General features: G+C 43.7%; 14 protein-coding genes. 4 read left to right on the top strand and 10 right to left on the bottom strand.

All coding sequences use genetic code 11. The annotated features are described in order from the left end of the window. Positions 1-147: 147 nt before the first annotated feature. From DFP77_RS12330 to cbiB, 6 genes are all read right to left on the bottom strand, one after another. Complete coding sequence (locus DFP77_RS12330; RefSeq protein WP_114412586.1) at positions 148-480, bottom strand: DUF1904 family protein; 333 nt, start codon at positions 478-480, stop codon at positions 148-150. A 50-nt stretch (positions 481-530) separates the two neighbouring features. Next, positions 531-938: a DUF2914 domain-containing protein gene (locus DFP77_RS12325; protein WP_114412585.1), complete on the bottom strand. Its 408-nt coding sequence runs from the start codon at positions 936-938 to the stop codon at positions 531-533. A gap of 236 nt (positions 939-1,174) precedes the next feature. Further along, positions 1,175-1,672, bottom strand: a complete 498-nt coding sequence (gene gpt, locus DFP77_RS12320; RefSeq protein WP_114412584.1) for a xanthine phosphoribosyltransferase — start codon at positions 1,670-1,672, stop codon at positions 1,175-1,177. Positions 1,673-1,771: 99 nt separating this feature from the next. Beyond that, positions 1,772-2,284: a bifunctional adenosylcobinamide kinase/adenosylcobinamide-phosphate guanylyltransferase gene (cobU, locus tag DFP77_RS12315; protein WP_114412583.1), complete on the bottom strand. Its 513-nt coding sequence runs from the start codon at positions 2,282-2,284 to the stop codon at positions 1,772-1,774. Then, positions 2,281-3,414 (bottom strand): aminotransferase class I/II-fold pyridoxal phosphate-dependent enzyme, encoded by a 1,134-nt coding sequence (locus DFP77_RS12310; protein WP_114412612.1) that lies wholly within the window; start codon positions 3,412-3,414, stop codon positions 2,281-2,283. Before DFP77_RS12310 ends, cobU begins: the two co-directional genes overlap by 4 nt. Next, positions 3,399-4,379, bottom strand: coding sequence for an adenosylcobinamide-phosphate synthase CbiB (cbiB, locus tag DFP77_RS12305; RefSeq protein WP_114412582.1), 981 nt, complete (start codon positions 4,377-4,379; stop codon positions 3,399-3,401). Before cbiB ends, DFP77_RS12310 begins: the two co-directional genes overlap by 16 nt. Before the next feature lie 86 nt (positions 4,380-4,465). Here cbiB and DFP77_RS12300 point away from each other — a divergent pair, with 86 nt between their 5' ends. Then, entirely contained in the window at positions 4,466-5,944 is a 1,479-nt protein-coding gene (locus DFP77_RS12300) for a cobyric acid synthase (RefSeq protein ID WP_114412581.1), read from the top strand. Between the two features lie 237 nt (positions 5,945-6,181). Here DFP77_RS12300 and galE read toward each other — a convergent pair whose 3' ends face one another. Together galE and DFP77_RS12290 are read right to left on the bottom strand one after the other, a co-directional pair. Beyond that, positions 6,182-7,204 carry a UDP-glucose 4-epimerase GalE gene (galE, locus tag DFP77_RS12295; protein WP_114412580.1) on the bottom strand — a complete coding sequence of 341 codons (1,023 nt, stop codon included), beginning with the start codon at positions 7,202-7,204 and terminating at the stop codon, positions 6,182-6,184. A gap of 50 nt (positions 7,205-7,254) precedes the next feature. Next, entirely contained in the window at positions 7,255-8,625 is a 1,371-nt protein-coding gene (locus DFP77_RS12290) for an MATE family efflux transporter (protein WP_239544391.1), read from the bottom strand. Positions 8,626-8,991: 366 nt separating this feature from the next. On the opposite strand from DFP77_RS12290, the gene DFP77_RS12285 reads away from it, so the two are divergent. Together DFP77_RS12285 and bamJ are read left to right on the top strand one after the other, a co-directional pair. Beyond that, positions 8,992-9,903, top strand: coding sequence for a LysO family transporter (locus DFP77_RS12285; protein ID WP_114412579.1), 912 nt, complete (start codon positions 8,992-8,994; stop codon positions 9,901-9,903). Positions 9,904-10,460: 557 nt separating this feature from the next. Further along, positions 10,461-11,174: a BamJ family beta-barrel-assembly machinery protein gene (gene bamJ / locus DFP77_RS12280; RefSeq protein WP_181858550.1), complete on the top strand. Its 714-nt coding sequence runs from the start codon at positions 10,461-10,463 to the stop codon at positions 11,172-11,174. Between the two features lie 122 nt (positions 11,175-11,296). On the opposite strand, the gene DFP77_RS12275 is transcribed toward bamJ, so the two are convergent. Further along, positions 11,297-12,532 (bottom strand): O-antigen ligase family protein, encoded by a 1,236-nt coding sequence (locus tag DFP77_RS12275; RefSeq protein ID WP_114412577.1) that lies wholly within the window; start codon positions 12,530-12,532, stop codon positions 11,297-11,299. A 172-nt stretch (positions 12,533-12,704) separates the two neighbouring features. On the opposite strand from DFP77_RS12275, the gene DFP77_RS12270 reads away from it, so the two are divergent. Further along, positions 12,705-14,126 carry an undecaprenyl-phosphate glucose phosphotransferase gene (locus tag DFP77_RS12270; RefSeq protein WP_114412576.1) on the top strand — a complete coding sequence of 474 codons (1,422 nt, stop codon included), beginning with the start codon at positions 12,705-12,707 and terminating at the stop codon, positions 14,124-14,126. 15 nt (positions 14,127-14,141) lie between these two features. Here the strand turns inward: DFP77_RS12270 and DFP77_RS12265 are convergent, their stop codons facing one another. Beyond that, positions 14,142-15,272, bottom strand: coding sequence for a glycosyltransferase family 4 protein (locus DFP77_RS12265; RefSeq protein WP_114412575.1), 1,131 nt, complete (start codon positions 15,270-15,272; stop codon positions 14,142-14,144). Positions 15,273-15,275: the final 3 nt, after the last annotated feature.

Here is a 15,275-nt window from a genome sequence, read left to right as displayed (position 1 = left end):
TTAAATATTCGTTCGCTCATTCCATAAGCCTTTTCTGAAGCCCTAAAACAACCCCACCCTAACCTTCCCCTTGAAGATAAGGGGAAGGAACAAAAAATGCTTCGCTCCTCCCCCTGCTAAGGGGGAGGCTAGGAGGGGGTTACTATCTTAGAAGTGCTCGCCATTCTCATAGTAGTCCTTGCCCTGCAGATCATGGAACAACACTGCGATGTCTTGTCCACTATCCACAAGCGGTCGAACCAGTTCTTCGATGATCAAGGCAACCTTGCGCTTCACATCTTCACCTCGTTCAAACCATAAAACATCAAAAAACGGGTACGCAGGAGAAGCACCACCAACGGCCAAATAGGTCGTTGCTTGGTACTCAAGGGTGAAATGAGAATTCGGCGTATCGGTCACTTCCGCCAAGTTTTCTATCAGGATATCAGCAATTGACTCTAGCTCGTCGAAAGCCAATCCACGTACACGTAAATGAGGCATAAAAATCCTTAATCATAGATTACAAATTACGACAGAGAATGCCTGATTTCTTAGAATTCATCTATATAGTCAAATGAATAAGTGCTTACCACGACATCATCCTGAACGACTTCAACACTCCATTTTCCATCAAAGCCAGGCATAAGGCGTTTACTCGACCAAACTCTCCAACGGTCACCACCTATGTCAAAATCAACGCCCGCTTGTTCTTCTCCATCTAATTTCCAACGATGAATAACATGGCTTCCCGCCATATCACGTAAGTCAGTAAAGAAATAGACTCGCTGAATTGCGCCATATTCTACTGTTACCGTTGCGCCGACATTGTCTATCGGTTCTCGATCGATTACGTCTGTAGTGAATTGAGCACGAGCCACCGTACCTTGTGCAAACGCAGGCAAAGTTATCGATAGCGATAGAATACTCGCCAAAGCAACTCGAATTAGCATTTTCCACATAGTAAAATCCTATTGTATTTATATAAAAGTAAGTGCATTTAAAATGCGTGAAACAGCTAATCTCTTAGTCTGCCTTGGCTCTAAAATGAGAAATGAATATAACCATAAAACTAGCTGAAAACTGTGTAAAAGAAACGAGAGTTTTGTGTAAATTTGCAAATACTCTCGCTGCTTTTGTGTCAAACAGGAGCCCGTTTTCTATGTAGATATTAGTATGCAGCAATAAAAGTGAATGCTTACTTTGGCTGACGATCAGCAAGTGGGGTGGAAAAGGTATATTCCATATCCCAAGGGAAGCGAATCCAAGTATCTTGGCTCACCTCAGTAACAAAAGTGTCAACCAATGGTTTTCCAGCAGGCTTGGCATAGATAGTTGCAAAATGCGCCTTTGGCAACATCTCACGAACTTTCGCTGCGGTTCGTCCTGTATCCACTAGATCATCAATCAGGATGAAACCTTCGCCATCACCTTCAACGCCTTTAAGAACATTAAGGTCGCCCTGCTTCATTGAAGCACCTGTAGCTTCATCAACGCCATAACTCACGATACAAATCGTATCGATCAAGCGGATATCCATTTCACGACACAAAATAGCCGCTGGCACCAAACCTCCACGGGTAATTGCAATAATCCCTTTCCAAGGGCCCTGCTCCAGCAAACGCCAAGACAAGGCACGAGCATTTCTATGTAGCTCTTCCCAAGATACTGGAAAATCTTTTGAATAAGGGGTCATCAAAGCTCCTACGCCTTTCGCTATTAATTGCAATTTTTGATTATAAAAGTGCTTCCAAGAACAATATAGTTCAAGAAAACACAGAGTATAAATGGAAGATTAGGATTTTAGCTGCATAGGTAGCCCTGCCGCAACAAAAGTTACCCGATCGGTCAATTTAGCCAGTTTTTGATTAATACTTCCCAGTTCATCACCAAATCGCCTAGCAAGGGAATTCACCGGCATCACTCCCAATCCCACTTCACTAGACACCAGCACCAAATCACCTTCAAACGCCTCAACGGCTTTCAAGAGCGCCTGCTTTTCCTCTTCTAAACGTGCTTCGTCTTCTAGGCACAACAAGTTCGTCACCCATAAACTAAAGCATTCGACAATCACCGCCTGTTCAGGAGTATTGAGGGAAGCCAAAAGCTCCGCTAATGCCAATGGTTCTTCGATAACCCGCCATTCTTTGGGACGACTGACTTGATGCAATCGCACTCGTTCCGCCATTTCCTCGTCCCAAATTTGTGATGTCGCCACATAACAGACCGCTTTATTAAACGAAGCAACTTGCTCCTCTGCGTAGGCACTTTTGCCACTACGAACGCCACCTAATACAAGATGCTTCATGCTAACTCCCTGCCTCCTTCGGTTTTTAATAAACGAATCAAGGCGCTGTTTAAAGCATCCATTTCATTAAGCGCTGGCAATGCCACACGAACCCAGCCTTCGCCTAAACGAGTATGAACGCCAACTTGGTGCAACATATCGAATACTTGCTTTGCGTATTCTTCACTTTCAAGAAACCAAGTCACAAACAACGGACTCAACACATACTCTTGGGAATCTAAAATGGTATTAAACTTGGGGATAACACGTTCAACAAATGCTGCTTGTCGTACTTTTAAAGCTTGTAAAGCCTGAGACTGCCAAGTTTTATCAGCAAAGGCCAATGTCACCAAATGCAGACTCGGCGTCGCCACAGGCCAAGGTCCCAATAAATTTTTGATCGCGGCTTGCCATTTTGTCGCACAAAAAACAAAGCCAACACGCGCGCCAGCCAAGCCAAAGAACTTACCAACGGAACGTAAAATAAAAAGCGACTCACTCAGCGATTTACCTTGTTTGCTATTCAACAGACTCAACTCTGGGCAAGCATCAACAAAAGCCTCGTCCACGACGATATTCGCCCCTTGCTGCTCAGCATGGGCAATCAGTCGAGACAAAATATGGTGTGAGGCAATTTCTCCCGTTGGGTTATTCGGCTGGATGACTACGGCAACCGCCCATTTTTGCCCTAATAACTCGTCCAAAGTGTCATAATAGGCAATATCAAAGCCCCATTTTTGCCAAGCGAAGGCATGCTCCTGATAACCAATGCGCGGCACAAAAACCATTTTCGTTGCAGTAAGCAAAGCCGAAGACTGACTCGCCAGCAACATGGGCGGCAAAGATTCGATAATATGCTGGGAACCCGCGCCAATCGCATTAGGACGACGACCGAAATAGCGCTCGGCCTCCTCCAATAAATCGGCTTGATCAGGTAAATCCATCCATAAAGAGGTGTCTATCTCTGGAATAGGCCAAGGCTCACGATTGCACGCAGAGGATAAATCCAACCAATTCAACGCTTCATTACCGACTTTCCGTTGCCAATAAGCCAAATCGCCGCCGTGCTTTGGGGGCGTACTATCTAATTTTGGAATGCTTCCTAAATTTGAAAAACAGTCTAACTTAGAAGATTTTAGACCAACAGACATATCACCAATCCCCATAAATATACGCTTTTATCCACCAGCCAAATGGCCTCTTTTAAATGATGAGACGTCGGTAAGTCACCTTCCCCCAGAATCGGTCTAGTTTCTACTTTGCCAAAATACGGCGCCTCGCCACCTAACTGAATTCCTAAAGCACCCGCTCCCGCGGCCATCACAGGGCCAGCATTAGGGCTTTTCCAACGGGCAGAAGGACGACGAGCACTGCGAATAGCAGAACGCCATTTGCCACAAGCCCCATAGGTATAAACCACAAGACGAGCGGGAATATAATTCAATACATCGTCAAAACGCGCGGCGAACCAACCAAAGTGCAGCAATGACTCGGTTTTATAACCCCACATAGCATCCAACGTGTTGGCAAGTCGATACAAGAGCACGCCCGGCGCACCGAAGAGAATAAACCAGAATATCGGCGCGAATATCGCATCACTGCCATTTTCTAATACCGACTCGATCCCGGCTTTTGCTACGGCCGACTCATCCAAATTCTGTGTATCACGGCTGACGATATAGCTCACAGCAAGACGGGCTTCATCGAGTTTTTCAGCCGACAGCGGAGAGACAGACAAAGGCTGATAAATCGCCAGCGCATGCTCGCGCAAACTCTGCCAACCAATCGCAAAATACAACACCACCACAGACAGCAAAGTATCGAGCCAACTCGGCAACAACCAAAACAAAGCCAATAGAATCATCACCCAAGGCAAAACCGCCACCAGCCATGCCAACACACCAACCATACGTTGACGAGATAGAGAAGCGTCTAAAGGCAACTGTATATGCTTGCGACAAAGATCCACCCAGCGACCAAACCAAATCAAGGGATGCCACGTCTTTGGCTCACCTAATAAGCGATCCAATACCAAGGCCGCGACAAAAATGAAACTGGTCGTAGAAAACACACCAAGAAAACCATCAAAACTACTGTCTAAATTAGCAAGGATCATAAATATAAGTCGTTTTTTCACTTAACAAGGTGAATAGGTAAGGTAGAATTCTACCACCTTATTGATTTGAAGCGTGATGATACTGAATGCCAGCCTTTAGTTTAATGATCCAAGGAACCACCTCGGACGCAGGAAAAAGCACATTAGTCACGGCGCTATGCCGCTTATTACATCGCCGAGGCATTTCAGTCGCACCGTTTAAACCACAAAACATGGCATTAAACAGCGCAGTCACCCAAGATGGCAACGAAATTGGCCGAGCCCAAGCCGTACAAGCCTATGCCGCAGGGCTTGAGCCACACGTGGACATGAACCCCATTCTACTTAAACCCAACACAGATACAGGCGCGCAAGTCATCATTCAAGGCAAAGCCGTGGGCAACATGAACGCGGTGGGGTATCACGAATACAAAAGCATCGCTAAAGTCGCCGCGTTAGATTCTTATCATCGTCTGGCCGATCAATACCAAGCCGTGTTAATTGAAGGTGCAGGCAGCCCTGCGGAAATCAACTTACGCGCTCGCGACATCGCCAACATGGGCTTTGCTGAAAGCATCGATTGCCCTGTTATCATCATCGCCGATATAGACAAAGGTGGTGTGTTTGCTCATCTCGTTGGTACTTTGGATTTGCTCAGTCAAAGCGAGCAAGACCGAGTGATTGGCTTTGTGATTAACCGCTTTCGTGGCGACATTAGCTTGCTGCAATCTGGCTTAGATTGGTTAGAAGAACGCACTGGCAAACCGGTTTTAGGCGTATTGCCTTTCTTAAAAGGTTTTCATCTAGAATCCGAAGACGCCGTCGCCAAAAGCCCAATAAAAACCGACACCAACGCCAAGTTAAACATCGTCATTCCCATCATGCCACGCACCAGCAACCACACAGACTGGGACGCGTTACGCCTTCACCCTGATGTTCAAGTCACCCTTGTTGGTGCCAATGAAAGCATTCCACCAGCGGATCTCGTCATCTTACCAGGCAGCAAAAGCGTACAAAGCGACCTCGCCTTTCTACGCCAAGAAGGCTGGGAAGATTATTTGAAAAAACATCTAAGATACGGCGGAAAAGTCATGGGGATTTGCGGTGGCTATCAAATGCTCGGCGAACAACTGCTCGATCCACATGGGCTGGAAAACCAACACGCCAACACCCAATCTAAAGGCTTTGGTTTAATCCCTATGGAAACAACGCTTAAAAAAGAAAAACAGCTTAAGCAACGCCATGGAAAGCTCGCTTTCGCAGCAAATGCTCAAGTCACAGGCTACGAAATTCACTCTGGTGTTTCACAGTTTTCCAATGCAAGCGCCTACAAACACTTTGCAGAATTAGAAAATGGCGAGAAAGAAGGCTACATTTCAGACGATGGCAACATCATAGGTACTTACCTTCATGGCGTATTCGACCACCCAGAAGCCCTACAAGCTTTACTCAACTGGGCCGGTGTCGACCAAGCCGCCACCTTCGACTACGACCAATACCGAAACAGCGAAATCAACCGCCTCGCCGACAGCACAGAACAACACATGGACATAGATGCGTTAATTGAACTGTGTAGAGACTTTTAGAAGAGTAGCTAGCTCCTCCCCCTGCTAAGGGGGAGGCTGGGAGGGGGTCAAAAGACCTTATCAACCCCATCCTAACCTTCCCCTTGAAGATAAGGGGAAGGGACAAAAACGTGACATTAAGCAGCTTCCCTGGGCGAGGCAATGCGCTTACCTTCGTATCGACGCAAAACAATTGCAGGGTTAAACCCGCACCTAGGCCAATGTAAAAACCTTCCCTTGAAAACAGAAAAAAATGATTTACTCACCATACCCTTGCGGATTATTACTTTGCCAATTCCAAGCATCACGACACATAGCTTCAAGAGATAGTTCAACTTGCCAACCAAGCATCAGCTTGGCTTTTTGTGGGTCTGCATAAAACTCGGCGATGTCACCGGCACGTCTTGGCATTATTTCATAAGGGATTTGTTGATTTGACGCTTTCTCAAATGCATAAACTACATCTAACACGCTAGAGCCTTTGCCTTCGCCCAAGTTATAAGCTTCTATGCTTTTCTCCTCTTGGCTTGCCAACTTCTCTAATGCTTTGATGTGACCTAAAGCCAAATCCACCACATGGATATAATCTCTCACGCCTGTACCATCGTGAGTTGGATAATCGCCACCAAATACGCTTAGCTTTTCACGTTTTCCCACAGCAACTTGTGTAATAAAAGGCATCAAATTATTAGGAATACCATTTGGGTCTTCACCAATCAAGCCGCTTGGATGAGCACCAACTGGGTTAAAATAGCGCAACAAAGACACATTCCATCGAGGGTCAGCAACAAAAGCGTCCTGTAAGAACTGCTCTATCATCACTTTGGTTCGACCATATGGGCTAGTAGAACTCAGCGGAAAATGTTCTACGTAAGGAATGGGGTTATTCTCGCCATAAACCGTTGCAGAAGAACTAAACACGAAATCAAACACGCCATGTTGAGCCATGACATCTAGCAGAACCAAGGTACCTGTTAAATTGTTATGGTAATAAGATAAAGGAATCTGTGTCGATTCTCCGACCGCTTTTAAACCAGCAAAGTGAATCACAGCATCAAAGGAATGTTTTTTAAAAACGTCATTCAACGCAGCAGCATCAAGCAAATCGACCTCATGAAAAGTCACTGTCTTACCAGTGATTTGCTGCACTCTATTCAACACTTCAGGATGAGAATTACACAAATTATCAACAACGACGACATCATAGCCTTGGTTTAATAATTCCACGCAAGTATGACTACCAATAAAACCTGTTCCACCTGTTACTAAAATTGTGTTCATACTTCTCTCTCAATAAAAGACTGACCTTTACTTGATATACTCGCCTAAATTTACGCAACTTCCCTAGGCGAGGCAATCCGCTTGCCCTCGTAGTGACGCAAAACAATTTGAAAACGTACGATAAGAATCGCCGCTAGCAGGGTTAAACCCGCACCTAGGCCAATGTAAAAACCTCGCAGAGACAAGGTTTCGGCCCAAGGGCTGTAGTGGGACAACCAAAAGCCAAATGGGATACTCAAGCCAAACAAAGACACGGCAAAAGCGATCATAGTTGAGCGTGTTTCACGAAAACCTCGTAAAGCGCCAGTAAACACGGTTTGCAGCATATCAGGGAATTGATAACAAGAAGAAATCAGCAAAATGCTCGCTGCCAAGGCCACCACTTCGGCATTGTTACTATAAATGTAAGGTATTTGGTTATGAAATACCTGAGTGATAACAAAACAGGTACTTACATAAGAAAGCCCTAGCCAGACGATCACACGTATGCGCTTTCTAACACCACTAACACCTTCTTTCGACATGGCTTTTGCTACCACAATCGCCGTCACGGCACTCATGGCCATCATTGGCGTAAACAAGAAAGACGTATAAGACATGACTATCTGGCCACCGCCCAATGCTAAATCACCAAAGGACGAAATCAACCACGTCATCGAAGAAAACAAGCCAACCTCAAAGGCAAAGGCAAAGCCCGCTGGCGCGCCAACATTCAATAGAATTCCAAACTTACGTGTGTAGCGCCATACTAAGCGGGTAAACAAAGGCGTTTTATTGATAAAGCGGTCATAAACAAAAAACATAGAAACAGCTAAATACAAAGACAAAGCAGACGCCAATGCAGCCCCTTTTGCGCCCATTTCAGGAAGGCCAAACTTGCCGAAAATCAGCACATAATTGAACAAGATGTTTAACACTAAGCCAAAGCTCGCCACGAACAATGGAAAACCAGGGCGACCCGCCGCTTCAAATAGATTTTTGTAGGCGGTCATAAGTGCAAGCATAGGAAGAGCTGGGGCAAAAATATACAAGTAAGAAACCGAAACTTGTCTTGTTTCTTCTTCCGTCGCCATCAACCCAGCAAAATAAGGCAATAAGAAAATAGCCACTAAACTTGCCAACAGACCAAGCCCTACCGATAAACCGACCGCCTGTGACATATACAAGTTAACCAGCTTCGGCTGTCTGCCATGCAAATGACGTGTTACCAAAGGCGTTAGTCCAAAAGTCACACCAATCAAGAAACAACCAACAGGAAGCCATAAGCTCGATGCTAAACCAACTGCCGCCAAATGCAGCGCGCTGTAATGGCCTAACATAATGGTATCGACGACGCTGATCGACAGCTCCAATGTCATCGTTAGTATCATAGGAAACAACAAATGCAGAACTTCTTTTAACACAGGAAAACGCTTAACCACACATCACCGCCGACTATCCATAGAAAACACGCATAAAACAGCCGAGCAATTTACCACCGATCACCAAATATTGCACCGCTGGTCAGCTTTATTTTGCCTACCTATACGGCAGATCACACTCGTACCTCGTTTATCTGCCCCTCCCCCTGCTAAGGGGGAGGCTGGGAGGGGGTCAAAAAACCTTACCAACCCCATCCTAACCTTCCCCTTGAAGATAAGGGGAAGGAACAAAAAACACTACGTTAAGCCACTTCCCTTGGAACAACATTTACCCGAAACACAAAAACCAAACTTGTATTTACAACTCAATACCGAGAAAATGCCGCTCCTGTATTTAACACATCTGTCTAGGAAGACTATTCTCGCATGACTATCCTCACCACACTTGGCCCATTATTAATCGCCCTACTCTTTGGTTACTGGGTCAATATCAAGGTATTCACGCCAACTCGTGTGGCAAAAGGCTTAGAACAGCTTGTGTACCTCATCTTAGGCTTAATCGGTTTTAGTCTTGGTGCGTTAGACAATTTATCTGAAAAGCTGTTTATTGCCGGTTACCAAGCGATTATTTTCTTTGTTCTGATCAGCGTATTAAGCCTAGGTGGCTTATATCTTAGTGGCCTACGTTTTGGTGGTACTCATGCTGATAACCTTGCCCAAGGCCCATCTGATAGCAAATCCCATGCATTGATGGATGCAGCAAAAACCATCGCCTGGGTAATAGGTGGCGTTGTCGTCGGCATATTTGCCAAAGACTGGCTAACGGGTGTGGACGAGCTGGTAACAGGCTTGCTGTATGTTTTGCTGTTTCTAATCGGTTGTCAGCTACGCCAAGGCAATCACCGTCTACGTAAGCTATTTTTAAACTCTCAAGGCGTCATTATAGCGCTTGTCACTATCTTCACCACGTTACTTGCAGGTTGGATTGGCAGCTTTGTATTAGGCCTAAGCTGGAACCAAGGGCTTGCGGTCGTCTCGGGCTTCGGCTGGTATAGTTTGTCTGGCATTCTTATTACCGGCTTAGGCGATCCTGTACTTGGCACCACAGCCTTCTTACTCGACCTAGGGCGTGAGATCTTAGCGCTCATGCTGATTCCATTCTTGGCAAGGCTCAACAGCCATATGTCGGTGGGTTATTCTGGTGCCACCGCCATGGACTTTACCTTACCTATGCTTGGTAAATTTCATGGCGCGCAAATCATCCCAGTGTGCATCGCCAGCGGCTTTATTATGAGCATTCTCGTGCCCGTTCTGATTCCGTTGTTTATGGGAATCTAGGTTAATACCAACGACTCACCCCGTAGGTCGGATGAGTCGAGGTACGACCGTGATCCGACATTTGAATCCCCCAACGGCAGATCACACTCGTGCCTCGACTCATCTGCCCTACGAAGAATGTCAATAAAGTGTAAGCTCATTCTAAAAAACAAACCTGCTTTAGCAAACACCGTCATGCTTTTGTAAAAGCGATTGTCTGATCCAAGAATAGCGGATTAATCTCATAACACGCCTTGTGCTTTGTGGAACCGTTCTCTAAATAAGAGAGATCTATTGGAACTCAAACAAAGTGTACAGGTGAAGGGGTCGCTTTGGTAACGTACTAACAGATAAACTGGCATAAACAGCCTACCTTATGTTAGAACACATATGTTACATAATAGAAACGACGGATCTGATTTTGCAAAGCACAAGGCGTATACCATTGTTCCTGCTTTGTTTACGCCCCATATGCTTTATTAAAACTGTATGCGAATCGAACTCCGTCTTAACGCTTCACGTCACTCAGTGATAAATCAATAAATAATGGAACACCTTTCCTTATGAAAAAAATAGCTATGAAAAAAACACTTATTGCGGCGCTGGTTATGTCTTCTGTTTCTTTTGCGTACGCAGACGACAGTGCAATCAAACTGGATTCTAAAGAACAGCGCCTTGGTTACAGCATTGGCACCATGTTTGGTTCTCGCATGTCACAAGATTTCTCTGAACTGGATATGAAAACCTTCATGGCTGGCTTCCAAGATTCATTTGCTGGCAAAGAAGGTCAAATGAGCATGGAAGAAGTCACCCAAACTATCCAAGCTTACCAGCAAGAACAAATGGAAAAAGCACAGCTTGAGGAAGAAAAAGCCTCTGAAGAAGCCAAAGCCACTTCCGCTGCATGGTTAAAAGAGAAAGAAACCGAAGATGGCGTTATGAAAACAGAGTCTGGTTTACTTTACAAAGTGATCACCGAAGGTACAGGTGAAAAACCAGCGGTGACCGACACAGTAAAAGTGGACTACGAAGGCAGCCTAAGCGACGGAACGGTATTTGACAGCTCATATCAACGTGGTGAAGCGATTACCTTCCCATTAAATGGCGTCATTCCAGGCTGGACAGAAGGTCTACAGCTTATGCCAGTTGGCTCCAAATACGAGCTATACATCCCGTCTGATCTAGCTTACGGCCCAGGTGGTACAGGTCCTATTCCTGCTTATGCAGCACTTAAGTTTGTTGTTGAACTACGCAGCATAGAAAAAGCTGAAGAAACAGAAGCAACTAAATAAGCTTTTTAGAAATGCGATAGCTAGATTGGATACAACAGTTAAAAAAAATGGCCATCATGTGATGGCCATTTTTATACGAAGTGTTTTTTCAAAACCTATTTATACCCTTGAAAAGTAGGCTTTTATTTCGCGAACTCTTTACGTTCAGCCCAGCGTACCGCTGCCCAAAAATACACAATCGGAAAAACGTACATCATCACACCAATGTTGTGACTGAACATGACCTGCGATAGGCCAAAATCCATATAACACATAGGGACCAAAGCCCCAGCCATTGCATAAGAACGAATATTCCAATTATTAGGATACTGACGCATTTTTTTAAGAAAGAGACGCAGTGGAATCAAATACACAGACATAAGAAATATAAAACCAACAATTCCGGTTAAACCAAGCGCATTTATATATTCATTATGAGAATGGCTATAATGAAGTACATCTTGCGATATGGCACTATCTGCAACTAAACGCTCTTTTACCGCTTTACTTCCATATTCGCCAACGCCAACAAGAGGGGACTCTTCAAACATACTTAAAGAAGCTTTCCACATTTCGAACCTAAGACCAACAGAGGTCGTCTTATTAGATCCATCGCTGTAGTGCTCAACATCACTAATCGCTTCTTCAATACGGTCCTTTATGCCTGATTGCGGAAGCGCAACAGCGGCCCCAACCAACAATACAGAAGCAATACACACACTCCATACCAGTTTCTTACCCAACAAAAATCGGCTTTGCCATAATAAGAAAAAGCCAATTAAAGGAAGAGCAACCCAACCACCACGGGAGGCGGACAACACAGAAGCAGCAATACCACACAAGCCTCCAACGACAGCCAAAGCCAGCCAGATATAACGTTTGTTAGCTAAAAAATACGTTGCAGAGACAAAACTTAATAAACCAAGCAGCATTCCTGTATTACCAAACATTATAGGGTGCTCACTTCCATGGGCTCGACCATAGCCAAGCACCTTTCGCTCATAAATTGCCAAAGAAAATGCAGCAATCGCACCAAGCACGGTACCAAACCAAAGCCATCGCTCTCGACCGGACGATTTCAGTAATAACAGCAATACGGGAAGAACCAAAATAAATCGAGAAGGCCTATCGAGCTCGCGAGTATGCCAACCGTCAAGGTAAACAAAACCAAACATAGCGACAGCGTATAATGCAAATCCCCAAAAAAGTAACTTATCCTCTTTTTTCAGCTCATGCCATTTTGGCTTTAGCAAAAAAACAAGTGACAAAATAAAAATAAGAGTCGTACCAATGTTGTAGCCGTTAGGCACAGTAATCGATAACGCAAAAGTCAGAGCAGCGAAAAACCACACTAGAGCACTAGAAACAGTGTTCAACATACAAAAAAAATCCCTTATTAGGTATCATGACTGGCAGATCAGCCAAGCATACCGTTAAAATGCACAACATTCAGAGTAACGAGCGACAATTCAATTAATTTTTATCCGTTTACTGCTATCATACAGCGGATATAAGTCATTGATTATACCTAATATACGAGATGAGAAAGAAGTGAAAAAAGGACTAACATTAAAAGAACACAGTGCGTCTGTCGGTATCAGCCACAGAGTTCTCGACATTCTATGTTTATTCGCTACCGGACTCTTTAGTTATTGGTTACGCTTTTCTCACATAGATCTAAACATCGCCTATAAAAATGTCTTGCTACTAGGTGTGATTATTGGCGCGACGCTATTATCCATATTTGGTGGCTACCGCGCATGGCGAGGCTCTTCTTTCACCAGCGAAATACAATGCGTTGTCAGCGCTACTTTTGGCACCTTTCTATTGCTGGTATTAAGTGCCTTCGCGACACAAACATCTGAACTTTATTCCAGAGTCTGGGTCGCTACCTGGCTTGGATCATCTACCTGTTTCATCATTGGCTACCGTCTCATTTTACGACAAAGCCTAGGTGCATTAAGAGCAAAGGGGCTCAATATAAGAAGCATCATAATCATTGGAGATGGTTTACTCGCCCAGCAAGTAGCTGAACGTCTAGAGCAACATCCAGAAATGGGGTTGGTCGTGCAAGGTATAGTGAGCACCCACGAGGAAATCAACAGCATCACCACTCATGAAGGTAACCTTATACCTTATCTAGGAAATCTTAAAGACTTAGAGGTCATTGCTAAAAAGCATAAAACTGACCAAGTCTGGATTGCATTACCAATAAATGAAGCCGAAAGAATGGAGCAAGTACAAGCAGCGCTTTGTAACAGCTCTATTGTCATACGAATGGTGCCAGACATCTTCGGTTTCAGACTCCTTAACCATTCTGTAACCGAAGTCGCCGGACTGCCCGTTATCAACCTATCCACCTCTCATATGCTAGAAGGAAAAAATCGCTTCTTGAAGTCTCTAGAAGATAAAGTGTTATCCTTCCTTATCCTAGTATGCATTAGTCCCATTTTATTAGCGTTAGCGGTGGCTATAAAGCTTACCTCTAAAGGGCCAATACTGTTTAAACAGTACCGCACTGGTGCCAATGGCCAAGACTTCAAAGTCTATAAATTTCGATCTATGGTGGTTCATAACGAAGAGCACGGAAAAGTAACGCAGGCTAAAAAAGGCGATAGTCGAATAACTCCTATCGGTGCCTTTATGAGAAAGACTTCTCTTGATGAACTGCCGCAATTTATAAATGTACTGCAAGGTAGAATGTCGATTGTTGGTCCTAGACCGCACGCCCTAGCACACAACGAGCACTACAAGACTATTGTGGAATCTTACATGCGCCGTCATATGGTCAAACCTGGCATCACTGGCTGGGCGCAGGTCAATGGCCTTCGTGGAGAAACGGAAACCATTGATAAAATGGAAAGTAGAGTTGAATATGACTTGTATTACATTGAAAATTGGTCGATATGGTTTGATCTAAGAATTATTTTTCTCACTGTTCTCAAAGGCTTTATACATAAAAATGCAATTTGACATTTAACAAAAAAATCATATTGAAAACCCCTTTGCTTTACATTTTTCCAAAACAAAGCGTTTAAAGTTAGATTTGAAAATATCAGTAGAGAAGTTCATAGCATGAGCTCTAATTTTACTTGGTTCAAGTAATAAGCTATGATTTTCTTCAAAATCTTTAACAGCTTTAATAATCGAATCTGCTGTTTGTTTATAAAAATAAAAGCCTGTTTTCTTATCTATAACCGTATCTAATGAACCACCCTTAGCAAATGCAATAACAGGTGTACCACAGGCTTGAGCTTCTAATGGAACAATACCAAAATCTTCTTCTGCAGCAAAAATAAAAGCTCTAGCTTTCATCATATGCTCTTTAAGAGTTTGATAATCTTGGTATCCCAAATAACTTATGTTTGATGAAGAAGATGCAATTTTTTCAACTTTATCTCTTTCAGGGCCATCACCTATAATAATAAGCTTTTTATCCGGCATCTTTGAAAAGGCTTCCGCAATAAGCGCTAACCGTTTATAGGGAACCAAACGTGATGCAGTAAAATAAAAATCATCTTTAACCTCATGTAACGGGAATGCATCGACATCTACATTAGGAAAAATTATTGTCGAGTCCCTTCTATAACATTTATATATCCTCTCCTTAATAAAGCGACTAATCGATATAAAATAATCAACATTATTACTTGATGCTAGGTCCCAAATTCTTATTTTATGCAAAAAATATCTAGCTAATAAAGATTTAAACCCTTTAGTTAAATTGGATTCTTTTAAATAGTCAAATTTCAAATCCCAAGCATAGCGTATTGGCGAGTAACAGTAACAAATATGCAGTTGATTAGGTGATGCGATCACACCTTTGGCAACCGCATGGCTACTACTAATCACTAAGTCATATTCAGTAAGATCAAGCTGCTCTATAGCAAAAGGCATTAATGGTAGATACATACGATATTTTTTTTGTGCAAACGGCATTTTTTGGATAAAAGTATTCTTCGTTTTTTTCCCATGAAGATATTTTTTTCGCAAAACATCGTCAAAAAAATCTACAACAGAAAAAACGTCAGCATCTGGAAAAATATCTAGCATCGCCTCTATTACGTTTTCAGCACCACCGGGACTTACAAACCAATCATGCACTATCGCAATTCTCATATA

Origin of the sequence: Marinomonas foliarum (assembly GCF_003337275.1) — a bacterium.
In the GTDB taxonomy this organism is placed as follows: Bacteria; Pseudomonadota; Gammaproteobacteria; order Pseudomonadales; family Marinomonadaceae; genus Marinomonas; species Marinomonas foliarum.
Note: the sequence above shows the minus strand (reverse complement) of the source record. Positions and strands in the feature narration are given on the sequence as shown.

Bases quoted from the DNA above. Each gene is read 5' to 3' on its own strand.
- DFP77_RS12330 (WP_114412586.1), bottom strand. From the start codon at position 480: ATGCCTCATTTACGTGTACGTGGATTGGCTTTCGACGAGCTAGAGTCA.
- DFP77_RS12325 (WP_114412585.1), bottom strand. From the start codon at position 938: ATGTGGAAAATGCTAATTCGAGTTGCTTTGGCGAGTATTCTATCGCTA.
- gpt (WP_114412584.1), bottom strand. From the start codon at position 1,672: ATGACCCCTTATTCAAAAGATTTTCCAGTATCTTGGGAAGAGCTACAT.
- cobU (WP_114412583.1), bottom strand. From the start codon at position 2,284: ATGAAGCATCTTGTATTAGGTGGCGTTCGTAGTGGCAAAAGTGCCTAC.
- DFP77_RS12310 (WP_114412612.1), bottom strand. From the start codon at position 3,414: ATGTCTGTTGGTCTAAAATCTTCTAAGTTAGACTGTTTTTCAAATTTA.
- cbiB (WP_114412582.1), bottom strand. From the start codon at position 4,379: ATGATCCTTGCTAATTTAGACAGTAGTTTTGATGGTTTTCTTGGTGTG.
- DFP77_RS12300 (WP_114412581.1), top strand. From the start codon at position 4,466: ATGCCAGCCTTTAGTTTAATGATCCAAGGAACCACCTCGGACGCAGGA.
- galE (WP_114412580.1), bottom strand. From the start codon at position 7,204: ATGAACACAATTTTAGTAACAGGTGGAACAGGTTTTATTGGTAGTCAT.
- DFP77_RS12285 (WP_114412579.1), top strand. From the start codon at position 8,992: ATGACTATCCTCACCACACTTGGCCCATTATTAATCGCCCTACTCTTT.
- bamJ (WP_181858550.1), top strand. From the start codon at position 10,461: ATGAAAAAAACACTTATTGCGGCGCTGGTTATGTCTTCTGTTTCTTTT.
- DFP77_RS12275 (WP_114412577.1), bottom strand. From the start codon at position 12,532: ATGTTGAACACTGTTTCTAGTGCTCTAGTGTGGTTTTTCGCTGCTCTG.
- DFP77_RS12265 (WP_114412575.1), bottom strand. From the start codon at position 15,272: ATGAGAATTGCGATAGTGCATGATTGGTTTGTAAGTCCCGGTGGTGCT.